Here is a 23,616-nt window from a genome sequence, read left to right on the forward strand (position 1 = left end):
ACTTTATGCTAAATTATTTGATGTCCAGTACTGCCTTCAAGGTCGATTGTATCGTCGGATATTTAAATTCAAAGCCTTCTTCCAGTAACCGCTCTGGTATAACCCATCTGCTCTTCAATATCAATTCTGTCTCTGTTCGAATGACGATTGCGCCCATCTCCAGCAGCCATTTGGGGGTCGGAATGCCAACAGGCACACGCATGACCTTCCTCATCTCATGCATCAGGTCTTGATTGGTCACCGGGTTTGGGGCAGACGCATTAAATACACCCGAGAGTTCCTGACGGCTCTGAATATACTGCACCATACGAAACAGATCTTCGACATGGATGAAGCTGAATTTTTGATTGCCTGGCCCCTGCTTGCCCCCTAGCCCAAATCGCGTCAAATATATATAAGGTGTCATTACGCCTCCGCCCGGTCCGAGCACAATGGCAATACGAAGAGCAGCCTGCCTTGTATGAGGCAGTTCGTAGGAGAAGTAGGCTTCCTCCCATGCCTTTGCCACCTCCACAGAGAATCCTGTGCCAAGCTCGCCTGATTGTTCAGTCATCGGTTTGTCTTCAGCATGACGATAGATCGTTGCTGTACTTGCATTAATCCACAGAGCCGGGGGCTTGCTGCATTGGAGTACAGCATCTCCAAGAATCCGAGTTGTACGCGTACGCGACTCTATAATCTCTTTCTTGTTCGATTCATTGTATCTGCAGTTTACCGATTTACCAGCCAGATTCACTAACAAATCTGCACCATTCAGCGCCTCTGCTATACCTTTGTGATCTTGCCAAGAAATATGACCTTGCTGTCTTGAGATGATGAATACAAGATATCCCTGCTGCTCGAAACCATGTTGGAAATATTGACCGATAAACCCAGTCCCTCCTGCAAGAACGACCTTCTTCATACGTTCACCTATTTTCTCTATGATAAATTATGAAATAGATTCACTCATAAGTTCAAAAGTTCAAGCCAAGCCCGATGATTCAAATAGGGGGTAGATTCAGTTTCTCTAACACGATAATGATTGCAAAATACAGAAGAAATAGTACAGGCTGTGCTGCAATAAACAACATCGTCGGATTCAGCAGCTTATTAAAGCGGTAGACATACTTTTCTACAACGATAAATATGGCTGTAAGGATCGCGGCTCCCCCGATACCGATCAGAAGCATCCCTGCTCCTGGTCCAGGGACCTCTTGTCCTAGCAAGGGTAAGTATTTCATGACGAGTTCGAAGCCTGCCGCTCCCCCAGCGTACAATAGGATAAGCCCGGTGATATACCGGAGCCTGGATACATATTGCTCGGATAACTTAATCAGTCTGGATACGACGACTGCGTTTCCCATTGCAAAGACTATAAAAAAAATGGAGAATACGGTCGTATCTACATTCACTTCGGAAGTATAAAGCTCTATTAGTTTCATCTGCTGTCATTCCTCTTGATGTCATTTGTTTATGTTCTCTTACTGCGAACACTGTAATATCTCATGGCTCTCGGTACACCTTGGATCTTCAGCTTGCCGCCATAGATCAGCTCTCTTAGTCGGTATTCAATGAACGCGTCCCCTGTATACTGCCCGGAATGTCCGATTACTTCGCCAATGACTCTAGCCGCCTTCAGGAACTCCCCATTTGGTATACCTTTTTCAAGTAGACGAACCTTCTCGAGTATATAATCATCAAAATAGGTAACTTCTGCTGAGATCAGCTCACCAAACGCCCATATTCGAAGCAAATTAGAGCTCTCAGAGAGAGACAGCCATTCTTGCTCGTAGGAGCGCCTTTGCTCAGTAGTCACCAGAACATGCTTGGATGCATCTTGATACACTCTCGATAAATCCTCTGATGAGATCTCTCCAGTATGGGAATAGAATTGTAATACACCCGGCTGATCCTCCCTCTGTTCATTAGCGGTTGGAGCATCGAGTATATACAGTAAATTAGAGTAATCTTTTAGTAGCCAGCACACATATCGCAGTCCTGTCTGCTCGTGAGCATTATTACTGCACCATATATAAATCACCGCGTCTTCAGGTATGATCTCAATGGCAGGATGCTGCCTGTCCCCTGCATCATCAAATTTTGGATCTAGATGCTGCCGGAACCAGGCTCTTCGATGTTCCCTCCCTTGTTCTTCGTGCAGCCGCCATAACGGCCCAATAGAGAACACTTCATCAAACAGTAGAATCCGATCCATTTCCCGGGAGGCATACTCTTGAATCATTTGTTTCACACTTCCTGCAGCTGATGCGCCGAATACGATATGTATATTTTTCGTGTTCTCGTCTGGCAACCAGCTTTGCTTGCGCGTTAGCTGCTCACTTCGAGTATTCAATACGGCATCATAAATGTTCATCATCCGACCATACAATTCTTCCTTCATGGAGTCATGCTCTTGTGTCAACTGCATTTGAATCATGAAATGAAGTATCAGGGTCCTGAGCTCGGATTCGTTCATCTTCTCAACGGTCCATTTCAATTGTTCTAGATCAGGCAATCAAATCTCCCCCTCCCTATATACCAATTTGCTTTTCTATTATAAACGCGCTTTAGCAGAAAAAGTATCGTTATCGTTAGAAATAAGCAACCTGCTTTGTTAAAGATAAGTACGCTGGGAAGGAGAAAAGAAGAGATTTCTGAACACCGCAATCCCTTTTTTGCATCGTAAACTCTCTTGTTTTGCATCATAAGATGCTTGAAATTCCTCGATAACCCCTGCTTGCTTGAACCATGATCCACCAGCTTTAAGCCATTTATCTACTTCTGCCTGCCAGCCGGCTTCATCAATCTTTCCCATAATATATTTTGTTTGTGCGTCACTGATCAGCAGATCAAGCTCATTGCCTCTTTCCATATAGGTTGCGGATGTCAGAGTCAGACTGATGTTCGGTACCACATATTTGGCGTTCTCCTTCGCCATCGCGGTCCCTTTTTCACCTGAGGCGTATCCTTTAGCGGCTTAACATGATAGCCCTCGATATTGAGCAGATTGTCCCGGTATGGCTTCACTTACTGTTGGAACAGGGCGAAATCGATGAACTCCTTCCGGCTATCCTCTGTTTCCTGTAATGCACATCCTTGACCCCTCTCATCAGCAGTGTCGAAGACAGTTCATCCAGCAGAGCATTCATAAATTCAAGCACTCGATTTTGTGAGTCAAGCAAAAAAAGAGCTGCCGTGGCAACTCCTTCGTCTTTTGCTTGGATCGTTTTTCAAGGTGCAATTTTGTCGTGCAAAGTATAGTGACCAATTTCTAGTCCTGCATTTGTAAAACGTCCTTCATCTCCATATTTAAGCCAGTAAGTGAATACGATTCCCAGAAGGATCGGCAACAACTAATGCGTTATTTTCCTCTTTAAAGGATTCACCAAAATTCATTAAATTAGCTACAACATGATCGCGTGCTGCTTCATTGGGACAAACTAATGTGAATGATGAATGATTTAAGTCCGACACTGTTTTCAGGTGATTGGGGTGCGCCCACACCGTTCCAGGTATTTAATCCAATATGGTGATGATACTTGCCAGTAGAGATGAAAAGAGCTTGATTTCCATATCGGTTTACCACTTCGAAACCGAGTCCCTTAATATAAAATTGTTCTGTCTTTCGTAAATCAGATACATGCAAGTGGATATGCCCCATGACGGTATCAGCAGGCAGACCATTCCATTCCTGCTGCTTTCTGCCAGAGAGGAGGTCGCTGAAATTCAAAGGATCAACTGCCATTCTCACTTCACCGATATTCCATTCCCAATTCGATGGATCGCGGTCTCTATAAATTTCAATTCCGTTTCCATCCGGATCTGACAGGTAAAGGGCTTCACTAACAAGATGGTCGGATGAACCGAAACGTAAACCGATGTCGACAAAATGCTGAACAATATTCGCAAGATCAGAGCGTGTCGGCAGGAGTAGTGCAAAATGATACAGTCCCGTTGTCTTACCTTGCATCTGTACAACGTTATCCGGTTGTTCGAGGGATAACAAAATCGTCTTCCCATCCGCAGTCAGGTTAGCTTTTCTTTCCGTTCGTTCCAATACCTTAAACCCGATTACCTCCTGATAAAACGTTAAGGCACGTTCTAATTTTTGAACTTTTAAGTTTACTTGCCCAACAAAAGTATTAGGTTCACGATGAAAATACATCTTATATCCCCCCTTTCTTTAACATGCTTTGAATTGCTTTATTCTTATTTGGTTTGAGAGATTTCGTTAACGATTTGAGTCAGCGACGTAATGATTGGCGTAACTGGACGACCAAGCAGCTTTTCGAAATCGTTGCTTTCGACCTCCAATGCGCCTTCCCGAATGCCTTGCTGGATACCTACAAGAATAGGAATGACGAAGTCGGGTACACCTGCGCCTTTCATGATGTCGGCATAAGCGGCATCATCAACCTGTTGTACGGGTACTTCCTTGCCTAATACCGTGCCAAGAGCAGACGCCAATTCTTCTTGCGTCATTACTTTTCCCGAAAGTTCATAAATCGTATTTTCGTGTTCGTTCCCCGCCAATACTTTTGCAGCCGCCTCCGCGTAATCTTGTCGAAGTGCCCAACCCACCTTGCCAGATCTAGCAGACGTTACCCAAGGAGCTCCTGCCATTACGCCTTGAATGCTTGAGATTTCATTCTCCAAGTACCAGTTGTTGCGTAAGAAGGAGTAACTAATACCCGTTTTGATAATGGCTTCTTCCGTAGCACGATGTACGGGAGCAAGGAAAATGGTGCTTTCACTTGCATTGGCTAAGCTGGTATATGCAATAAATTTAACTCCAGCACGTTCTGCAGCAGCTACAGCATTTGTGTGCTGCCGAATTCTTGTTTCGTTGTCTCCATCCGCAGAAATAATTAATAAACGGTTGATACCTGCAAAAGCAGAATTCAATGTTTCTGGACGGTCAAAATCTCCTAGGCGAACTTCTACTCCACGAGCTCGTAATCCTTCCGCTTTCTCTGGATTGCGGACACTGACAGTCAGCTGACTCGCTGGTACAGATTTCAATAGCGACTCTACAACTAACATTCCTAATTTCCCTGTCGCGCCTGTGACTAACATTTTCATCTTCTATTCCTCCAAATATTTTTGTTGTAATTCCTATTGTTATAACTTTATCAGTTACAACAAATTTATAAAATAAAAGCTCTTTTAAAGGAGCTCTCATTTATTTAAACCTTGCTGTGAGTTGGCTCAAAGTCGTTTGTGCCAACCTGTGTTCCATAGCGGATTGAACCTCATTCAACTCGGATTGGAGAACCAACTCAATGTTCCGCCCGACTGGGCATCGCTCATTCGGATCTTCGTGAAAACGGAATAATCGATTTTCTTCAATTACATTCACAGCCCGATAAACATCAAGAAGCGTAATTTCCTCAGGTGTTTTGAGTAGAGAAGCGCCTCCCACCCCAGGACGTACTTCCACTAACCCTGCCCTTTTTAGCATTCCCATAATTCTTCGGATTACCACAGGATTTGTATTTACACTATCCGCAATGAAGTCCCCAGTACATTCGTTCGAACTAACAGCAATCAGAGAAAGAATATGGACACCGATAGAAAAGCGCGTGCTTATTTGTTTCAAGTGCATCACCACCGTTGTAATCATTATAGTTACTACTGATTTTCATGTCAATAGCTGCCCGATACTTACGGTCAGAAGCAATTTTGAACTAAAGTTCACCAAATGGATAATTTCAGAGAATGATAGTTTTGGCCATTATTAATTCTTTTGTTCTTCTTTCCCATATAGAAAGAGTGTATTCCTGTTTGAACATTTTCATATAAAAAGCGATAGCATTTTCATTTTTTTCCATACGCCTAGCTTTCGAATAAGTCGCTCTCGTTTGCTTAATAAAACAATGGGTTGATTCCAGGAATGATGAGGCTATCAGCATAAAAACCGACTAATATTGGAACTCTAGGAATAAGGAGGGGTTGTGATGGACTTACTGACATCCGTACGGAACCAATTGGAGAGGAACGGCGATTATAGCGAACGTGCTCTGGAATCCGACAACCAATTAGTGAAGTTGATTTATTTGAACAGCATCTGCGACGAGAAGAAAATCGCGGATCAACTGATTAGACCCTTCTATGAAGATCCGCGCCGGTTTGCGGAGTATGTGCGGTCTTTTCACGGGAACAAAAGCTTAACCGAACCGGGAGCGGCAATCGATCAGATGTTATCTGGACGTGTGTGCATCATCACCGAAAACAATCCGATTCTTGCTGTCGATATGCTTGACTTCAAAGCCAAGTCTCTTTCGGAGCCATCAAACGAGAAGGTTCTGCACGGGCCTCAACACGGGTTGAGTGCGGAACTGCGAGTTTCGTTGAATCTGCTTCGAAACGCTTACCGCAAGTCATCATTTATCGTGGAAAACCGCACGGTCGGACTCCCTCAGTCAACGAAGCTCTCGCTCGTTTACGATCAAGATATTGTTAGTCCTGCCTTGCTCCAAGAAATGAACAGGCGATTGGACGATGTGAAACTCGAGATCGTAACCAACATCGGACAACTACACCAGAAATTCAGCAAGTCCAAGTGGAGCTTGTTCCCGCTTTACATGATTACCGAACGAGTAGACCGCATTCTGAAGAACGTCCAGGATGGAAAAGTGGCGGTCTTGTTAGAGGGAAGCCCGTTTGCTTTAATTGCGCCGGCCGTCTTTTTCGATTTCTTTGTTTCGATGGATGATATTACCGAGCCATCGCTTGCGTCCAGATTCTTTACCACACTGCGCTATATAGCTTTAACCATAACGACGCTGTTTCCGTCTTTCTATGTTCTGGCAGTTCAATATGCCCCGGAGATGCTGCGGCCCCAGATTGCTCTTCATCTTGCAGGGAGTCGGTCGATGGTTCCGTATCCGGCCATTATCGAAGTCATGTTCATGCTGATACTGGGGGAGTTTCTGGTAGAAGCATCTATCAGGCTGCCTAAATCGGTCGGACAGGCCGCCACGACTGTAGGGGGCCTGATACTCGGTGAGGCCGCATCCCAAGCCGGTTTCGTGTCGCATATCATAATTATCATAATGTCAACCGTTACCATCTCTAGCTTTGTCATCCCGATTAGCATGATGACTACCGCGACCCGGGTGGTAAGGTATCCGATGGTGCTGGTAACCGCGTTTTTCGGGTTTGTTGGATTCATTCTCGGGGTACTTGGGTTAATCGTTTACCTCGCCTCGCTCAGGAGTTTAGGACAACCTTATTTTCGATTGTTCAACCGAGATAAAATCCATGAAAGGCAAGGTGGCTGACATTGCTATCTAGACGCTATTTGTACTATCTTCTCCTTGGGACACAGTTAGTGCACTTTCCGAGTTTTGTAACAACAATACTGATCGCCGACCGGTACCATGGAGCCCCTGCCGCGCTTATTATTGGAGCAGTTATCGGGATATTCCTGCAAAGTTTGGCTTTGTTGTCCCTTTCCGCCTTTCCGAATCAAACAATAAAGGATGTCCTGAGGGAGGGGGGAGTCTCGAGATGGATATCGGTTCCGTTGCATTGGTATTTAATTATTTCAAAATACGTTATGGGCTTGCTTTGGGGATTTATTTTTGCCAAGTTATTCAGCCTTCATCAGGTGTTTTCCGATTCAGAGTATGTGATCACAGGCTTACTGGTCGTGGCGGTTTTGTATGCTGTCCGACAGGAGTCGGTTACGATTCTATTTGTCTTGGAAGTTTCAATTGTGCTGACCCTTCCGTTCACGGCTATTTTCTTTGTAAATACGATTAGCGATAACCAAATTTCCTGGGATGCGATAGGTCATGGTGCTACCTATGTGCGGACGCTGCCGACCTGGGAGGGGATTGCGGCAGCCTCTTTCCTGTTCTCTGGGTTTACCTACTTAACATGGTTTCAGAAAGACATCGGTTGGAAGACGTCTAACGGCCGACCCAGCTTCTCACGTATTCTACTTATAACCACGGGTTCGGGCGTATTCCTTCTCCTGGCGGGTTATTTCATTCCGATTGGTTTTTTCGGCATGGAGGCATTGGAGCATTTGAACTTTATGTGGTTCTCGGTAACGGATTCAGTCCGGATGGAGTGGTTCGTGGTCGAAAGAGTGGCTTATTTATACATACTCTTAATGGCGCTATTTACGTTTATCATTATTATCAGCAGCTGGCATTTCGCGTTCGAATTCGCAAAATCCATGTTTATAAACAGGCCGAAGAAAGCGGAATGGCTGATTCTGGCCGTGTTCGCTGCTGTGCCGTTCGGACTCCTATATGTAGCTGATATGAACTTATGGATTCGAATAAGTCGATATTATCTAATCAGTCAAATGATCGGAAACCTGTGTTTGGTTGCCCTTCTCATTTACTCCGCTCGAAAAAAGAGTTATGCCTATGTGTAGGCTGTTGTTGGTGTTCCTGGTTATCGTTCTCGGTAGCTTGTTTTGCTTGTCGGGTTGCAGAGGTGTAGACATCGACAAGCGAAACATCGTCGTAGGGCTTGGGGTCGATGTTGGGAAAAATGCGCGATATCGCGTGACGCTCAAGATCGCCGCGCATGAAGGGGGAGAAAGCATCGGGTTAAACGATTTTTTCATCCTTGACCAGGAGGCAAACTCGATCGCATATGCCGTAGAGGCACTTCAAGCCAAGAGTGAAAAGTTTCTTGACTTCTCCCAGACGAGAATAATTGTCATGGATGAGGTTATCGCCAGAAATAATGCGGAATCGTTGCTCGACTACGCTGTACGCAAGCCCGGGTTACAATTCATTACCTGGATGGCGGTTGCTCGCCCAAATGCCAATGATCTACTGAAGGTAAAGAGGAAATCGGAGAAACCGGTCGGCATCTACTTCAACGACTTGTTTACCAATATACATGGGGTATCGATGTATCTTGATGCGGTATCGATGTCGAAGTTTTATGCACGCTTCTATGAGAGGGGATCTGACCCTTATTTGCCAATTCTGGAGCATAAAGGAGACGAAATTGTTACGGAACGGCTGGCGCTATTTGATAAGAAGGGGATGAAGCTCGAACTCGTACCAGAGGAGGTGAGCCTCTTTAGGTTAATCACTAAAAAGCCGAAGGTATTCCATTACGAGCTCAATGGTCAGAATGAGAATGAACATGTGGTCACCCAGTTTCGCAATACGAAGGTACGGTATAATTTGAAGGAGGATACACAGCCGCCTAAGATTAGGTATAATGTCCGCCTAAGTGGCGTCGTTGAGGAGGCTGGAAAAGAAAGTGTAACCGTGTCGACAGATGCGTCTGCCTACGCGTCTGAAGAAGCACGGGAAATACAGCGGAAATTGGTAATGCTACTCGAAAAAATGCAGAATGCGGGGCTGGATCCGCTTGGCTTCGGTCTTAACTACCTCTCCAAACATTGGAATCCGAATGAAAATTGGGAGGCCTGGCAAACTTTATACCCACAACTGAAGTTTGACGCGGATGTCCGGGTTCAGCTACGATCCGACGGATCTTTGAAGTAACCCGGAACCACTTATGCGCCGGACGAAAGGGGATCCAATTCTATTAATTGGAAACTGAATCCGGTCTGGTGGGCTATTTTTACGCATGATGACTGGATATGCTTGCTTACTATCCTAGTCCCACCGTATAGCTATCACTAAGGAAAATGATATGTCTTGTTTTGGAGGCGATCCGCAAATAACAATTTGGGCCGCAAGTAAAACTAAGGGTACCCGACTCGCTTCTTTCTTTTATCGAATTCAGAAACGACGGGCAGCATGGAGAATACGTGCAGTATCTAGAAATACCTGGGGCGACAACCTCCCCCTCTATTTCCGTACGCCTTCATGTTGCCAACGTCCATAACGGGAATAATCTTCCTAACTTTCAGACCTCATAACAGGGGCAAATCCTGCGAATAAGCGAGTATTCAAGAAAACTAAATCTTACCGAGGGAGTTGAACAAACCAGCATCTCTTTACGATTTGCCGTTAGTGTATCTATGTTCATGAGCAAGAATGTTGATAAGCTTACCAAACGGGTCGCGGACATAGAATCGTCGAACGCCCCAAGCTTCATTAACAGGCCCATATTCTATCGGAAATCCAGCTCTCTTCATACCTTTTAATGCAGCATCGACATCATCGACTTCAATCGATAAATCAGGCGTAGGCGTTTCTGAGCCACCCTGTGAGGCGAAACTAATTTGAATGCTCATCTCCTCGTTTAAACCATAAGTTCTAATCCAACCATGATCCATCATTAAATCAAGGCCGAGCACATCCTGGTAGAAGCATTTAGCTGCCGTGATATCCTTCGTATTTATATTGGCGACGATTCGTTTGACCTTCATTTCAAACCTCCCCATAAATAAGCAGATTGTCCTTCAATATAGAATACATTCGACATATAACAGTTAATTCTTCTTTGATATTAGCAAATAAAGCCGAAGAAAACTCTCTAATTTCTTGAAAATGAGCCGGTGTCTATTTCTCTTATACTTCAACAAATCAACTGATTTTTTTGACATAAAAAAACACCACCGCATATATGCGGCAGTGCCCTGTTCATCCTATTTTTAGTAATTAAGATGGATTCCCCAATATAAGCAAATTCAAGTCAATTATCGCAATGACGCGGGTACCTTCACTCCGATCAGGCTGCCTTCTGCCTGTATAATCATCATTCCGTTTGTCATAAGGGTTGCTGCATGCAGATCAGCATCCGTCTTGACTCGGAAGACCGGCTGCGTTGTCATCATATGGATACCGAGCACGGTTCCGTTACGCTGCGCCATGAACATGGCATTCCCATACACATCGATATGAGCTATGGGCGCATCCCCTTGCCATCCGATCTGTTGACCATTCACCAGCTTGACTCCGGCTAAATTTCCCGATTTATCCTTGAACATAAGACGTTCCTTCACAATTCCGAGCATTTCCCAGCTGTCACCATAAGGTCGTTGAAAGCTGCGAAGCGGGGGCTCTCCGGCTTTATAGTTGTTAAATTTATATTCTGCTACCTTATCCCCTTGCTCAATGAACAGCTTGTCCCCTGTCAGGTATGCCCCGCCTGAATAGTAGCTATAGGGTGGTTCACCAGTCAGCTTCCAAACGTATTCCCGGCTCCCCTTCTTTACACCTGTTCTCAGATTAAACGCATTTATGATCAACTTGCGTTCGGGCAGAGATTGATAATCAGTCAGCATCGGCGAGTAATGGTCTATCGAGTACACGAGTCCATCTTGTATTTTAAGTGCATCACCTTGGCCAAAATCCTCCCATAACAGCTTCCCCGTCTTCTTGTCGTAGGCATTTAGCTGAATAGAAGTGAGCGCTCCTTGAACGAAAAAGGTTCTAAGAACAACGTCATCGGCTTCTTCAAGATAAGTCGTGCCATTCCCTTCGGCCTTTCCTTCACCCGCCTTCCACTTAAGCTTGCCTGTCGATTTATCATAAGCAAAGGTAGAACTGCCATTAATCGCATATAACGTGTCTGACGTTGGTATTAATGCTTCCGTATATTCCCGTGCATCAACGTAGGTGGATGACTGAGCCTGCCATTTTAACTTTCCCGTCTTTGCGTTTACAGCATAAGGCTTCTTACCTGTCGTCATACCATAGATGATCCCTTCGTCATATGTAATGATGGGGTCCATATTTTTACCGTTACCGTAACTCCATAACCGCTTCCCTGTCTGTGCGTCAACAGCAATCAGCTTGTTACCCGAAAATGCAAACACTTTCCCTTCTTCAGCAACAGCCTGAAGTTCTGATCCAACCTGATCCTGCTCCAAATAGTTATCGACCTGAATTGTCCAACCAGGCGTTAATTCAGGCACTTTGATTGCAGATCCGGAATACCAGGTACGTACAGATACATCTGCCTGTTCCGCACTAACGTATGAAGATGGAAGAATGTGTGCGCCATGAACAGTCAGTACACCAGCAACTATGATCGCTAATATTCGCATGATTCGCTTTTCTTTGTATTTATGATTACTGTGATTCTTTTTAGAGCTAATCATCCTTCGCCCTCCCAAATAGTACATATCGTGCTACCTGACGATTAAACGCTTTTAGCGGGCAAAAAGTTCCATTCACTAATAAAATAATCCTATAATTTCTATTTTAGTGTGCAAAGCGAGTTAGATAATTCGTCTATTAACTCTTCTACACATTCGCATCAGGAGCCTTGTCAGCTACTAGATTCAAGACGATATTATGCTCGAGGTAAGCCTTTAGTCCACAAAGTACTATCGTATAGCCGCCCATATCATCTATGGCTCGTTGCACGATTTCATCCCCGCTACCTGTATATCCCGAGCTCGTAATTGTAACATAGGTCGTGTTATCTGCTGAGGAAGTAAATAGCCATTCCGTCTCCGTCTGATCTGACCATTCGAGTAGAATCCGTTTATTTTCATGCATTTCTTTGACATGAATTTCATCTGAGACGCCATACATTTCCCAATCCCAACGGACATGACTTCCCTGTTCCAATCTTCCACAAATAATCAGATCTTGATGTAACGAATGGTGCTCCGTTTCAATACTTCTATCGAACCAACTCAAATCCTGCTATAATTTTGGATTGCTCCAAACAAACAATGGATGATATAATGAACCCGGATTACTAAAACGGTTTCGTTAGCGCTTTCTCAACCTAATACAATTACATACCAGAGGTGACTTGTGAAATATAACAACCCGATTATCAAAGGCTTTTATCCCGACCCGAGTGTCTGTAAAGTAGATGATACCTACTATCTTGTATGCAGTTCGTTTCAGTTTTTCCCGGGTGTCCCACTCTTTGAGAGTATGGACTTGATTAATTGGAAGCAAATCGGACATGTATTAACGAGAAAGAGCCAAATTATGCTGGATAAGGTAAACAGCTCAGGCGGCGTTTTTGCACCTACAATACGGCATAACAATGGGCGCTTCTATATGACCACCACAAATGATACGACCCATCAGAATTTCTATGTCTGGACAGATGATATTTATGGTGAGTGGTCTGATCCGATCTACATTGATCAAGGAGGTATCGACCCCGATCTGTACTTTGAGGATGGCAAGGCCTACTTCATGAGCAACGGAAGCGACGACGACGGTACGGGTGTTATTCTTCAATGTGAGATTGATATCGAAACTGGCCGCAAATTATCTCCTAGTCTCCCTATATGGAAAGGTACGGGTGGTCGCTTTCTTGAAAGCCCGCATATGTACAAAATTAATGACTGGTATTATTTATTAGCCGCTGAAGGTGGAACTGAATTTGGTCATATGGAGACCTATGCTCGCTCCTCTTCTCTTCACGGACCTTTTGAACCGTATGCTCATAATCCGGTACTAACGAACCGCAATCTGGGTGGTTACGAAGTTCAAGCCGTTGGGCACGGCGATCTGATTCAAGATCAGGAGGGCAGCTGGTGGCTCTTCCACCTTGGTTTCCGCCAGATTGGCAAGTGGATTCCATATCATCATCTGGGACGCGAAGTATTCCTGACTCCAGTAACTTTTGGCGAGGATGGCTGGTTTACAGCAGGTCATAACGGCACGACATTAACAAGCTTTGAAACTGACCGTATCCCAGAGCATGTTGTGCAGGATGAGAAGAAAGAGTATACCTTTGAGAATACAGAATGGAGCCTGGACTGGTCCTATCTTCGTCATCCTCGCTTCGAGAATTATACCCTGGAGAAGGACAAACTGACACTTAAAGGGACGGAAGTTACACTAGATCAAGCAGAATCTCCAACCTTTATAGGCTTAAGACAAAGAGATTTTAATGCAGCCATTTCTTGTGATGTTAGCCTTACAAGCGGTGAAGCGGGAATCACACTTTATATGGATGAGAATCATCGTTACGACCTCGCAATTCGCCAAAGTGAACAAGGCTATGAGGTCATTGAGCGTCTTAACATCGGGGATATCAAAGCGATTCAAACGACGATACCTTTAGAAGACAGCAATCGCGCTACACTTATTGTTCAAGCTGATCATGAACGCTATAGTTTCTTCCTTCAGCTCGGAGACCAGCAGACTCCACTCGGAACGGCTCAAACAAAATACCTATCCTCTGAGGTCGCTGGAGGTTTTACAGGTGTAGTCATTGGCTTGTATGCTTGTGGTGAAGGATCTACTGCGGAGTTCACGCAATTCAGCTGCAAATACCAATGAAATTAACTTGTAGGAGAACAGCGGAAAAAAGCCGCCTTTTATGTAAAGGCGGCTTTTGCTCCTAAGCTTTTATACTCATATTTTGTGTCATAATCAATCACTAGTGTTACTTATAGCCAATACCTTGATAATAATATCCTAATGATTTCATCATTTGTGCATCAAGCATATTTCTACCATCAAAAATATTAGGCTGCTTCATGTGCGAGTGTAGCATCATCCAATCAATGCCTTTAAATATCGGCCATTCAGTACATATGAATACAGCATCTGCATCGTTAAAGACGTCCTCCGGTGCTTGTGCAATATTAACCTTGTCATATTTCGATTCAGCAGGCAGCTTTGCGATCGGATCAAACAAATGGACTGTAGCATGATGATCCATCAATTGCTGAATTAACCGCAGAGAAGGTGCTTCCCGAATGTCATCTGTATCTGGCTTAAACGCCAAGCCCAATACTGCCACCTTTTTACCCGAAAAGTCTCCAAGCTGAGCCTTAGCCTTGTCCAGCAAATATAAATATTGTGTTTCATTTACGCTCATCACCTGTTTGAGTATCTGCAGCTCCATGCCTTCTTCTTCTGCCTTATGAACCAATGCCGCTACATCTTTCGGAAAGCATGAACCACCATAACCGATCCCTGCCTGCAGGAACTTGGCTCCAATTCTTGTATCGTACCCCATTCCTTCAGCGACATCCTTGATATTAACGCCCAGCTTGTCACTTAATCTGGAAAGTTCATTCATAAAGGAAATTTTCGTTGCGAGGAACGCATTTGAAGCATATTTTATAAGTTCAGCAGTCCGGGGAGTTGTTTCAATGGGTTCACATTTCATAGAAGAATAAAGTGTTCGTAGCTGCTTAGCTGCTGCATCATTTGTCGTACCTATTACAATACGATCGGGATTTAATGAATCTTCTAGTGCCTTACCCTCGCGTAAGAACTCAGGATTGGAAGCAACATCAAAGGGATAGCCTTGTTGAGTCTCAGTGATCCACTCCGTAACTTTCTCCTGTGTTCCAACGGGAACCGTACTCTTGTTCACAATGAGTTTATACCCGTTCATATGTTGACCAATATCTTGAGCGACCTGCTTCACATAAGTCAAATCTGCACTTCCATCCGCCCGAGAAGGAGTGCCTACACATATAAAAATAACATCGTTATTCTCTATAGCTTCCTTCTTGTCAGAGGTGAAGTTGATATTTCCAAGTTGATTATGCTTTTGAAGTAGTTCTGTCAGTCCGGGTTCATGGAAATAAAGGATTCCTTGCTTCAATTGATTGAGTTTACGGCTGTCCGTATCCAATCCCGTAACCTTCCAGCCCATCTCAGCAAACACCAGAGCTGTCGTCGTACCGACATACCCGGTGCCTATAACAAGTATCTTCACTCCTCTCCTCCTCCCTTTTCTTCCGTTCCAACAATTGCAGAGCCGGACCCAACCACCATTTTCAAAATGGGCTGAGAAAGTTTATTCAGATGAACATGGCTAAGGAGAATACTGTCTTCAATTACACAGTCCTTAACTGTAGATCCCTCTCCGATGGAGACATAAGGTCCAATGACTGAATCTTCAAGGATACTGCCTTGATCAATCGAGACAGGTGAAATGATTTTCGTGTTTTTTAGAATAACGGAAGGATGAATATAATTTTCAGATGTCATCTCTTTTAGCATTTTTCGATTGGCCCCGATCCAACGGTCCATTGTTCCGACATCAATATTTGAAATCTCTGCTTTATAGAAGGACACCGGATAGTCATTTTGAATCAACCACTGAATAGCGTCCGTAATCTCATATTCACCTCTGGCCGAAGGCTTGACCATTTCAGACGCTTTAAAAATAGAAGGAGAGAATACATAAGCCCCGAGCACAGCTAGATTGGATCTTGGGTTCTTTGGTTTTTCCTCCAGCATAGTGATCTTCTTACCGACCACCTCAGCAATGCCGTAATCCTGAGGGTTATCTACTTCTGCTAATAACAGTGCAGCGTGATTACCTTGCAGTTCGACTTGCTCTTTTAATTTCGATAACGAAATGGAGATCAGATTGTCTCCCAATATCAAAATGAATGAATCCTGACCGATGAAATCCTTTGCCTGCAGCAGTGCGTTTGCAATTCCCTCCGGCTTATGCTGGTAGATATACGTAATGTTAATATTCTCGTGACTTATTTTTTGTAAACTCTCTTTGATGATAGACTCCTGGGAAGGATGAATCACGATTCCGATTTCAGATATATTTTGCTCCGTTAATTTATCGATGCATCCATGAAGCAATGGCACGTTTGCTACGGGAATCAAGGTTTTCGGATAAGATATCGTGAAGGGATACAATCGCGAGCCTTTTCCTGCACATAATATTAATCCCTTCAATATGGTTTCTCTCCTCTCTATTACTTTCTCTTTATACTCTATGTAAATACAGTAGATTTGGATTGGATTTCTATCTACCACTTGCACATAAACATAATAATCGCATTAAAAATGGCCTCATAAGGGGCCCATTCCATCCCTAATTTATCCGCATAAGATAGTGAAAAGAAAATTTTGAGTTATTTGAGGAGGTAATTCATACTTTGAAGATCGTTCAAGTATCAACAAATTCCCTGCCCGTCCCACCCGAAGATTACGGCGGTACACAGCGAGATATTCATTACCTTACAGAAGAGTTAATTCGAAGGGGCCATGAAGTCATTCTGTTTGCCAAAAAAGGATCGAAGTGCCGTGCAACGAAGACATTCGAGTATCCTACGGATGATAAGGATGAACAATTGGATTTTATAATCCAAAATATTCCTTCCGATGTTGATATTATCCATGATCATTACGGAATTGTAGCAAGAGCCAATCCTCCGATCCCCACCATTCGAAATTCTCATTCTAAGAAAGCAAAAGGAACCCAGATCCCCGTATTCGTCAGCAAAAAGATAAGGGACAAAAACAAAAAAGGATACTTCGTGCATAACGGGATACGTGTCAGCGACTACCCTTATAAGCAAAAGAAAAAGGGTTATCTGCTTTTTCTAGGAAGAATCATGAGCGAAAAAGGAGTTCACCTAGCTGTAGAAGTCGCACAAAAAACAGGAAAAGAGCTTATTATTGCTGGAACATTTAACAATAAACCAAAGTATGAGCAATATTTCAACGAGAAAATCAAGCCTCACTTAAATGACAAAATCAGATATGTAGGACCTGTAGGCGGCACAGAGAAGATGAAATTGTTATCCGAGGCTAGCTGTGTATTATTCACATCTACTTGGAATGAACCCTTTGGTCTGGTTCTTATCGAAGCTTTGGCCTGCGGTACTCCAGTGCTCGGTTTTAAAGCAGGAGCGGTTCCTGAGGTTCTAAGAGGCTTGCCACAGTTATTATGTAATGATGTAAATGAAATGTCCCGGAAAGTCCGCGCAAGAAAATTTCCTACACCAAGAACTTGCCGTCAATATGTTATTAAGCGTTATTCAGATAAAGTGATGGCGACCAATTTTTTAAAGCTGTACAGAAAAGTTCTAACAAATAAGGAGTACAAAATTAAGAAGAACTCAACATGGAATACGAGAAGGAACAGCCTGGATAAAGGAGTTGAGTAACTTAATATGGCTTCCATCATTGCATGTACGATGAGACCTGAGTGTATGGACAACATTTTCTCGAATTATGAAAGGCAGGAATGGCCGAACAAGGAAATGATTATTATCCTGAATAACAACAAAATGAGCCTCAAAAAATGGAGAGAGAAAGCCAAAAATTATGAAAATGTGAGAGTCTACAAGCTGCCGGAAAAATACACATTGGGTAAATGCCTTAACTGGGCTATTGCACGGGCCAAGGGTTCCTTTATAGCCAAATTCGATGACGATGACTATTATGGCGCCCATTATATGAAAGAATCAATCCTTGCCCTAAAGGCCAAAAAAGCGCCGATTGTTGGCAAGCATACCACTTATCTATATTTTGAAGAGAAAAAAGCACTCATGGAATATCGCCCAGGGAAAGAAAATGTAGAAGGGTCAAGGGTTAAAGGTGGGACTTTATTCTTTCGTAAAAAGGTCTGGAAACATATAAAGTTTCCAGAGAATACAATCGGAGGATCTGATGCCAAATGGTTGAAGGCGTGCTATGAAGCCGGGTACAGAGTTTACTGCGTTTCAAAAGAAAATTATGTTTGTATCCGCAGAACGGATATCCAATCCCACACCCAAAAAAAAGAGACGGAAGATTATATGAAACAATGTAAATTGATTGTTTATACCGAAGATTTCATACAGCCAACAACCGTTTATTTCTCTGATGACGGAACCAGACTTGAGACGAACAGTATGAAACCAAGAACTAGATTAAAGTGGTCATAGAATCAAATAAAAATAGAATGTGCACGTGTCAGGCTGCATATCATTCATCATTCGATAAGCAGCCTTGATACATAAGATGTCTAAAAAGGATAGGCAAGGCATTTGTTATCGATGTTTTCGAACACTTTCATATTCAATATATTTTTTCAACCAGCCAATGTCCTGACTCTTATATCGTTTTAACAGTTTGTATTTCTTCTTTAACACTTCTTTATCGAGTTTTTGTTCAGAACGCTTAAAAATATATAGCTTCTCCTGTGCAATGTCTTTTACAACTTCATGCAGAGCTTGATGCTGTGTGTGGCCGTATTCCCCCCTTTTGTTATGAGTAACAATCATATTTATTTGAGGATTGGCCCTAATTACTTTTAGGATGTCTTTCTTTAGTGCTTTGCGGTCAAAACCGCCTCCCCATCTATCTCTATAGTCCCACATTTCAAACTCAGCTCCGATATCTTTCATGACTTGCTTAAACTCCCGGGAGCGGACTTGATGTTGACCGTTTGTTACACATATCACTTTCCAGCCTTTTTCCGCGATCAGGGCAGCCCCTCCGAATATGATTTCATCATCCGGATGGGCGACAATCATAAGCTTATCTATCATTTCTCCCCCTCCAGTGATTACAAAATTGAGTTGTACAAAGTCATCAGTTTATCGACAATAGCTGATATATTAAACTTGGCAATAACAAACTTACGTCCTTCTTTTCCCAATTGAGCAGATGATTTACTTGAGCGCAGCGCGCTTGCAATAAGAAGCTCGATTCTCCGGCTGTGCACGGTTTGTTTAGCTCTGTGATCTCCGAAATAATATTTCCATGCCTCTTTGAAATTTTCCGGTCTTAAAATGCCAAAGATCCCCTTGCTGCCAATTGCGATTACCGGGCGTTTACAAGACATCGCTTCAAGGGCTACTCGTCCAGTACCGACAACAACATCACTTATAGAAAATAAGGATGCAGTATCAAGACGTTCTCCGAGAACATGGATTCGCTGATCATGCTTTCTTGCCGCCTGTTTCCTGACTGAATTCAGATCCGGACCTCCGCCAACGACAATAACATGTACGTTATCCCTTGTATCCATGTATCGCTGCGCCGCGCGAACAAACAATTTACAGATGTCCCCTTTCTCGTCTTCCAATCGGCTCACATACAACAGTACTTTTGATCTCTGTGGAATATTCAGTTTATTGAGCAGCTCCTTGTTTTTTCGGTATGTGAATTGAGTGGTATTTATGCCGTTCGGTATAACGATAGAGGATATATTTTTCTCTTCCAGCCACTTTTTCACGGGTAGACTGACACTAACCACAGCGCTGCGCTCATCACATCCCTTCATTACCCTGCTAATCAAGGAACGTGGATAATAGGTTCCATGAATAGTGAAGACAAAGGGGATCTTTAGCTTCTTGCTGAGACGGCTGCCGAGTACTCCTGTCGTTTCATGGTGAGCATTGATAATATTGATCTTATGTTTCCTGATCCAGCTCTCGAATCTTGACGGGTTTCTCATATTTGTATACGTAGTACAGCCAATCGATTGAAATTTAGACAGTAAACTTCCTTTTTTCCCTGCGACAAAGACGGTAAGATTACGCTTTAACATTTCTTCAACGACAGCTGAGACATAGGTTTCAGTTCCACCTACCTCAAATTTGTCAATAATCATAAGCAAACGAATAGCTTGCTTGTCCATACTTCCCCTCCTCTCCACTTCACGTAAGAATCTCAAACTCTATTCTACATACTATGGCGTAAATAGATTATAGGTCACGGAAAAGCGTCTAATTATTGAATATCTGCAAGTTATTTCACATCAAAAAAAGAAGAGCCCTCCTCCTGAAGGCCCCTCGATTCTACTCTTCATAATCGTCAGATTCGTCTCCATAATACTCACCATCGAAATCGAAATCATTCATCGTAATGTGGATGCTGTCCTGAAGAATGGTAACGACTCTGCTTTCTGCTTTTTGAATATGGATCGGCTCATGGAACTTTAGGCTATATGACACCGGTGCAATATCGCTATGAAGCCCTTAAAATGTTGTTTGATTTTCTGTAAGGTCTAGTGAATCTGTATAATTCTATTAAAAGTAGATAATAGTTTAATCAAAGCAGCAGAATAATGCATATAATGCAAATATGATACAGGATGGGAGGTGCGTGATTAATAATAATTTCAAGGAACTTCTTATGATAATGGTTCTTGCAAAACCCTCGCTGTCATTCTCGTATTGTTTATTCTGCTTGTAATTATTGTTAGAGCTTTCAAATGGTCTTAATTTGAAAATGTAATTTTGAATCCTTCTATTAACTTAAGGAGGAGGTGAAAAATATGAATGAAATGACTAAAGAATTTCTTAAAAGAAAAAAAGTAAAAGTTGTCGTTCTGAAGCCTGGTGAAAAAGCACTTGTCGTATGTAAACACCGTCGTCATAACAAACATCATAACAAGCATAGAAGATTTTATTCTTAATTAAGTTGACTATTCCTCAATTGATCAGGGTCTATCTGGGATAGTTCCTGATTATTTTTATAACAGAAACAAAACAAAAAGCATTAACCTCATGATTTAATGGGGTTAATGCTTTTTGTTTTGTAGAAAATTTCATATAAATTTATAAGTGATTTAAGCAAGTCTCGTCTTGAAATCCTGATAGCCGAATTCGCGAACGACCTCACAATCGCCGTCTTTGCGTTTAACTGCAATAGCCGGCAATGGCATACCATTAAACGTATTGGTCTTGACCATGGAGTAGATCGCCATATCACCAAATACTAAGCGGTCACCACTCTTCAGCGGCTGATCGAAGGAGTAATCACCAATGACATCACCTGACAGGCAGGTTTGCCCGCCAAGACGATAGGTGAATGGCTTCTCAGCCGGTTCACCGGAACCATACAGTGGCGGTCGGTAAGGCATTTCGAGTACGTCCGGCATATGACAGGTCGCCGATGTGTCAAGAATGGCAATTTCTATCCCATTCTTGTGAAGATCAAGCACCGAGGTCACCAAGTAGCCCGCGTTTAAGGCTACCGCTTCTCCCGGCTCCAGATATACCTCAAGGCCATATTTGTCCTGCATTCTCTTAATGCAAGCCTCTAGTCTTGGAATATCATAGTCTTCTCTCGTAATATGATGTCCGCCGCCAAAATTAATCCATTTCATCTGTGGCAGCCACTGTCCAAACTTTTCTTCCACTGCATTTAGTGTTGTCTCCAAATCGTCGGAGTTCTGCTGACATAGTGTATGGAAGTGCAGACCGGACACGCCTTCGAGCAGCTCTGCACGGAAATCCTCCTGCTTCGCGCCGAATCTCGAACCTGGTGAGCATGGATCATAGATTTCGTGACCTTCCTGTGTAGAGCATTCCGGATTGATGCGAAGTCCAACCTGTCGGCCGGCCTTCAAAGCTCTATCCTTGAACTTCTCCAGCTGGGAGAAGGAGTTGAAAATGATATGATCGCAAATCGCTAAAATTTCATCGATCTCATCCTCACGGTAGGCTGGAGCAAAGACATGATTCTCTTTGCCCATTTCTTCATAGCCTAGACGTGCTTCATATAAACCACTGGCTGTTGCACCGTTCAAATATTTTCCGATCAGGGGATACATTGCAGTCATGGAAAATGCTTTTTGTGCAAGTATAACTTTGGCTCCTGTGCGCTGCATTACGCCATTCAGGATCTTCAAATTATGCTCGATGAGTGCCTCATCGACTACAAAGCAAGGTGTAGGCAGTTCCTCGAACTTCATCTTAGCGAACTAGCTCCGATTTCTTAGTCTCTTCCGGCAATTCATCTACAAGCACCGGATTGAAGTCTTCTACCCACGGAAGTCCCCATTTGTTCAACTCTTCCATGAATGGATCTGGATTAAATTCTTCTACATTGTATACGCCTGGTTTATTCCATTTGCCTGTCATCACCATCGCTGCTCCGATCATGGCAGGAACACCCGTTGTGTAAGAAATCGCTTGGGAGCCTACTTCTTTGTAGCATTCTTGGTGATCACAGATGTTGTAGACATAGTAAGTCTTGTCTTTGCCGTCTTTTTTCCCTTTGAAGATACAACCGATGTTCGTCTTGCCCACGGTGCGTGGTCCAAGGGAAGCTGGGTCTGGCAATACAGCCTTCAGGAACTGCAACGGAATGATTTGCTGACCTTCAAATTCGATCGGTTCGATGGAAGTCATGCCTACATTCTCAAGAGCCTTCAGATGCGTAAGGTAGCTTTGACCAAATGTCATGAAGAAACGAATGCGCTTCAAGCCAGGAATGTTCTTCGCCAAGGACTCAAGCTCTTCATGGTACAGAAGGTACATGTCCTTCTCACCCACTTCAGCAAAGTCGTATACGCGTTTGATTTCCATAGGCTTAGTCTCGATCCACTCGCCATTTTCCCAATATCTTCCGTTAGCAGACACTTCACGGATATTGATCTCTGGGTTGAAATTCGTTGCGAATGGGTAGCCATGGTCGCCGCCGTTGCAATCCAGAATATCGATATATTCAATTTCATCAAAGTAATGCTTAAGGGCATACGCAGAGAATACGCCAGTTACGCCTGGATCAAAGCCGCTTCCGAGAAGTGCAGTAATTCCTGCTTGCTCAAAGCGCTCTTTGTAATCCCACTGCCATTTGTATTCAAATTTCGCCGTATCTTCCGGCTCGTAGTTTGCTGTATCCATGTAATTCGTTTTCGTTGCAAGACATGCATCCATAATCGTTAGGTCTTGATATGGCAAAGCCAGGTTCATTACGATATCCGGTTTAACTTCGTTAATTAGTGCAATGAGTTCATCTACGTTGTTCGCATCGACTTGAGCTGTCGTGATTTTTGTTTTTCCGCCATCCAGTTTTGCTTTGAGCTCATCGCATTTCGATTTTGTACGGCTCGCAATGCAAATTTCTTCGAATACTTCACTGTTTTGAACACATTTGTGAACTGCTACTGATGCTACGCCGCCGGCGCCAATAATAAGTGCTTTTCCCATTTTCATATCTCCTAACAAATTAAATTTTCAAGCCGTATTCAGTACAACCAAATCAGCTGAATATATGCCACTTGCGAAATCTGCAAGAAAAGTATGGTAATCATAGCTTCTCAAAA

23 protein-coding genes and 1 pseudogene are annotated in these 23,616 nt (G+C 43.3%); 7 read left to right on the plus strand and 17 right to left on the minus strand.

Annotated elements, in window-relative coordinates:
* Window positions 1–13: 13 nt before the first annotated feature.
* The 7 genes and pseudogenes from ACFQ3J_RS07680 to ACFQ3J_RS07710 form a co-directional block, all read right to left on the minus strand.
* Entirely contained in the window at window positions 14–904 is an 891-nt protein-coding gene (locus tag ACFQ3J_RS07680; protein WP_091156133.1) for a TIGR01777 family oxidoreductase, read from the minus strand.
* A gap of 79 nt (window positions 905–983) precedes the next feature.
* Complete coding sequence (locus ACFQ3J_RS07685) at window positions 984–1,424, minus strand: hypothetical protein (protein WP_251583922.1); 441 nt, start codon at window positions 1,422–1,424, stop codon at window positions 984–986.
* Between the two features lie 29 nt (window positions 1,425–1,453).
* Window positions 1,454–2,497 carry a DUF1835 domain-containing protein gene (locus tag ACFQ3J_RS07690; protein ID WP_251583920.1) on the minus strand — a complete coding sequence of 348 codons (1,044 nt, stop codon included), beginning with the start codon at window positions 2,495–2,497 and terminating at the stop codon, window positions 1,454–1,456.
* A gap of 99 nt (window positions 2,498–2,596) precedes the next feature.
* Window positions 2,597–2,920 carry a hypothetical protein gene (locus ACFQ3J_RS07695; RefSeq protein ID WP_251583918.1) on the minus strand — a complete coding sequence of 108 codons (324 nt, stop codon included), beginning with the start codon at window positions 2,918–2,920 and terminating at the stop codon, window positions 2,597–2,599.
* Window positions 2,921–3,291: 371 nt separating this feature from the next.
* Window positions 3,292–4,147 (minus strand): annotated as a pseudogene (locus ACFQ3J_RS07700) (VOC family protein).
* Between the two features lie 44 nt (window positions 4,148–4,191).
* Entirely contained in the window at window positions 4,192–5,064 is an 873-nt protein-coding gene (locus tag ACFQ3J_RS07705; RefSeq protein WP_251583917.1) for an SDR family oxidoreductase, read from the minus strand.
* A 100-nt stretch (window positions 5,065–5,164) separates the two neighbouring features.
* Window positions 5,165–5,581 carry an Rrf2 family transcriptional regulator gene (locus tag ACFQ3J_RS07710; protein ID WP_251584072.1) on the minus strand — a complete coding sequence of 139 codons (417 nt, stop codon included), beginning with the start codon at window positions 5,579–5,581 and terminating at the stop codon, window positions 5,165–5,167.
* A 358-nt stretch (window positions 5,582–5,939) separates the two neighbouring features.
* Here ACFQ3J_RS07710 and ACFQ3J_RS07715 point away from each other — a divergent pair, with 358 nt between their 5' ends.
* The 3 genes from ACFQ3J_RS07715 to ACFQ3J_RS07725 are packed head-to-tail and all read left to right on the plus strand — an operon-like array spanning window position 5,940 to window position 9,470.
* Window positions 5,940–7,265, plus strand: a complete 1,326-nt coding sequence (locus tag ACFQ3J_RS07715; protein ID WP_251583916.1) for a spore germination protein — start codon at window positions 5,940–5,942, stop codon at window positions 7,263–7,265.
* Between the two features lie 2 nt (window positions 7,266–7,267).
* Window positions 7,268–8,374, plus strand: coding sequence for a hypothetical protein (locus ACFQ3J_RS07720; RefSeq protein ID WP_251583915.1), 1,107 nt, complete (start codon window positions 7,268–7,270; stop codon window positions 8,372–8,374).
* Window positions 8,367–9,470 carry a Ger(x)C family spore germination protein gene (locus tag ACFQ3J_RS07725; RefSeq protein WP_251583914.1) on the plus strand — a complete coding sequence of 368 codons (1,104 nt, stop codon included), beginning with the start codon at window positions 8,367–8,369 and terminating at the stop codon, window positions 9,468–9,470. Before ACFQ3J_RS07720 ends, ACFQ3J_RS07725 begins: the two co-directional genes overlap by 8 nt.
* A 458-nt stretch (window positions 9,471–9,928) precedes the next feature.
* Here the strand turns inward: ACFQ3J_RS07725 and ACFQ3J_RS07730 are convergent, their stop codons facing one another.
* The 3 genes from ACFQ3J_RS07730 to ACFQ3J_RS07740 form a co-directional block, all read right to left on the minus strand.
* Entirely contained in the window at window positions 9,929–10,303 is a 375-nt protein-coding gene (locus ACFQ3J_RS07730; RefSeq protein WP_251583913.1) for a VOC family protein, read from the minus strand.
* A gap of 270 nt (window positions 10,304–10,573) precedes the next feature.
* Entirely contained in the window at window positions 10,574–11,980 is a 1,407-nt protein-coding gene (locus ACFQ3J_RS07735) for an outer membrane protein assembly factor BamB family protein (protein WP_251583912.1), read from the minus strand.
* A 145-nt stretch (window positions 11,981–12,125) separates the two neighbouring features.
* The gene (locus tag ACFQ3J_RS07740; RefSeq protein WP_251584070.1) at window positions 12,126–12,506 is read right to left on the minus strand and encodes an SRPBCC domain-containing protein; all 381 of its coding nucleotides are present in this window, start codon (window positions 12,504–12,506) and stop codon (window positions 12,126–12,128) included.
* 141 nt (window positions 12,507–12,647) lie between these two features.
* On the opposite strand from ACFQ3J_RS07740, the gene ACFQ3J_RS07745 reads away from it, so the two are divergent.
* Complete coding sequence (locus ACFQ3J_RS07745) at window positions 12,648–14,138, plus strand: glycoside hydrolase family 43 protein (protein WP_251583911.1); 1,491 nt, start codon at window positions 12,648–12,650, stop codon at window positions 14,136–14,138.
* Window positions 14,139–14,244: 106 nt separating this feature from the next.
* On the opposite strand, the gene ACFQ3J_RS07750 is transcribed toward ACFQ3J_RS07745, so the two are convergent.
* Together ACFQ3J_RS07750 and ACFQ3J_RS07755 are read right to left on the minus strand one after the other, a co-directional pair.
* Window positions 14,245–15,534 carry a UDP-glucose dehydrogenase family protein gene (locus tag ACFQ3J_RS07750; RefSeq protein ID WP_251583909.1) on the minus strand — a complete coding sequence of 430 codons (1,290 nt, stop codon included), beginning with the start codon at window positions 15,532–15,534 and terminating at the stop codon, window positions 14,245–14,247.
* A complete protein-coding gene (locus ACFQ3J_RS07755; protein WP_251583908.1) occupies window positions 15,531–16,520 on the minus strand; it encodes a sugar phosphate nucleotidyltransferase in 990 nt (329 codons plus the stop codon). The genes ACFQ3J_RS07750 and ACFQ3J_RS07755 overlap by 4 nt, the downstream gene beginning before the upstream one ends.
* A gap of 203 nt (window positions 16,521–16,723) precedes the next feature.
* Between ACFQ3J_RS07755 and ACFQ3J_RS07760 the strand changes: the two genes are divergently transcribed.
* Window positions 16,724–17,737 (plus strand): glycosyltransferase family 4 protein, encoded by a 1,014-nt coding sequence (locus ACFQ3J_RS07760; RefSeq protein WP_091156101.1) that lies wholly within the window; start codon window positions 16,724–16,726, stop codon window positions 17,735–17,737.
* Between the two features lie 30 nt (window positions 17,738–17,767).
* Window positions 17,768–18,499 carry a glycosyltransferase gene (locus tag ACFQ3J_RS07765; RefSeq protein WP_285850287.1) on the plus strand — a complete coding sequence of 244 codons (732 nt, stop codon included), beginning with the start codon at window positions 17,768–17,770 and terminating at the stop codon, window positions 18,497–18,499.
* A 105-nt stretch (window positions 18,500–18,604) separates the two neighbouring features.
* On the opposite strand, the gene ACFQ3J_RS07770 is transcribed toward ACFQ3J_RS07765, so the two are convergent.
* The 3 genes from ACFQ3J_RS07770 to ACFQ3J_RS07780 all read right to left on the minus strand — a co-directional run bounded on the left by ACFQ3J_RS07770 (window position 18,605) and on the right by ACFQ3J_RS07780 (window position 20,515).
* Entirely contained in the window at window positions 18,605–19,105 is a 501-nt protein-coding gene (locus tag ACFQ3J_RS07770; RefSeq protein WP_091156097.1) for a PIG-L family deacetylase, read from the minus strand.
* Window positions 19,106–19,122: 17 nt separating this feature from the next.
* On the minus strand, window positions 19,123–20,199 hold the full coding sequence (locus ACFQ3J_RS07775; RefSeq protein WP_251583907.1) for a glycosyltransferase: 1,077 nt from the start codon (window positions 20,197–20,199) through the stop codon (window positions 19,123–19,125).
* A gap of 160 nt (window positions 20,200–20,359) precedes the next feature.
* Window positions 20,360–20,515, minus strand: coding sequence for a hypothetical protein (locus ACFQ3J_RS07780; protein WP_251583906.1), 156 nt, complete (start codon window positions 20,513–20,515; stop codon window positions 20,360–20,362).
* Window positions 20,516–20,838: 323 nt separating this feature from the next.
* Between ACFQ3J_RS07780 and ACFQ3J_RS07785 the strand changes: the two genes are divergently transcribed.
* Entirely contained in the window at window positions 20,839–20,979 is a 141-nt protein-coding gene (locus tag ACFQ3J_RS07785) for a hypothetical protein (RefSeq protein ID WP_170862386.1), read from the plus strand.
* 153 nt (window positions 20,980–21,132) lie between these two features.
* Here the strand turns inward: ACFQ3J_RS07785 and nspC are convergent, their stop codons facing one another.
* Window positions 21,133–22,260 carry a carboxynorspermidine decarboxylase gene (gene nspC, locus ACFQ3J_RS07790; RefSeq protein WP_251583905.1) on the minus strand — a complete coding sequence of 376 codons (1,128 nt, stop codon included), beginning with the start codon at window positions 22,258–22,260 and terminating at the stop codon, window positions 21,133–21,135.
* Between the two features lies 1 nt (window position 22,261).
* Complete coding sequence (locus ACFQ3J_RS07795; protein WP_251583904.1) at window positions 22,262–23,500, minus strand: saccharopine dehydrogenase family protein; 1,239 nt, start codon at window positions 23,498–23,500, stop codon at window positions 22,262–22,264.
* Window positions 23,501–23,616: the final 116 nt, after the last annotated feature.

The sequence above is a fragment of the Paenibacillus provencensis genome, from assembly GCF_042678545.1.
Taxonomy (GTDB): domain Bacteria; phylum Bacillota; class Bacilli; order Paenibacillales; family Paenibacillaceae; genus Paenibacillus; species Paenibacillus provencensis.

Coding starts and splice junctions, on each gene's coding strand:
- ACFQ3J_RS07715 (WP_251583916.1), top strand. CDS start 5,940: ATGGACTTACTGACATCCGTACGGAACCAATTGGAGAGGAACGGCGAT.
- ACFQ3J_RS07770 (WP_091156097.1), bottom strand. CDS start 19,105: ATGATAGATAAGCTTATGATTGTCGCCCATCCGGATGATGAAATCATA.
- ACFQ3J_RS07680 (WP_091156133.1), bottom strand. CDS start 904: ATGAAGAAGGTCGTTCTTGCAGGAGGGACTGGGTTTATCGGTCAATAT.
- nspC (WP_251583905.1), bottom strand. CDS start 22,260: ATGAAGTTCGAGGAACTGCCTACACCTTGCTTTGTAGTCGATGAGGCA.
- ACFQ3J_RS07705 (WP_251583917.1), bottom strand. CDS start 5,064: ATGAAAATGTTAGTCACAGGCGCGACAGGGAAATTAGGAATGTTAGTT.
- ACFQ3J_RS07775 (WP_251583907.1), bottom strand. CDS start 20,199: ATGGACAAGCAAGCTATTCGTTTGCTTATGATTATTGACAAATTTGAG.
- ACFQ3J_RS07765 (WP_285850287.1), top strand. CDS start 17,768: ATGAGACCTGAGTGTATGGACAACATTTTCTCGAATTATGAAAGGCAG.
- ACFQ3J_RS07685 (WP_251583922.1), bottom strand. CDS start 1,424: ATGAAACTAATAGAGCTTTATACTTCCGAAGTGAATGTAGATACGACC.
- ACFQ3J_RS07725 (WP_251583914.1), top strand. CDS start 8,367: ATGTGTAGGCTGTTGTTGGTGTTCCTGGTTATCGTTCTCGGTAGCTTG.
- ACFQ3J_RS07735 (WP_251583912.1), bottom strand. CDS start 11,980: ATGATTAGCTCTAAAAAGAATCACAGTAATCATAAATACAAAGAAAAG.
- ACFQ3J_RS07730 (WP_251583913.1), bottom strand. CDS start 10,303: ATGAAGGTCAAACGAATCGTCGCCAATATAAATACGAAGGATATCACG.
- ACFQ3J_RS07695 (WP_251583918.1), bottom strand. CDS start 2,920: ATGGCGAAGGAGAACGCCAAATATGTGGTACCGAACATCAGTCTGACT.
- ACFQ3J_RS07785 (WP_170862386.1), top strand. CDS start 20,839: ATGAATGAAATGACTAAAGAATTTCTTAAAAGAAAAAAAGTAAAAGTT.
- ACFQ3J_RS07795 (WP_251583904.1), bottom strand. CDS start 23,500: ATGGGAAAAGCACTTATTATTGGCGCCGGCGGCGTAGCATCAGTAGCA.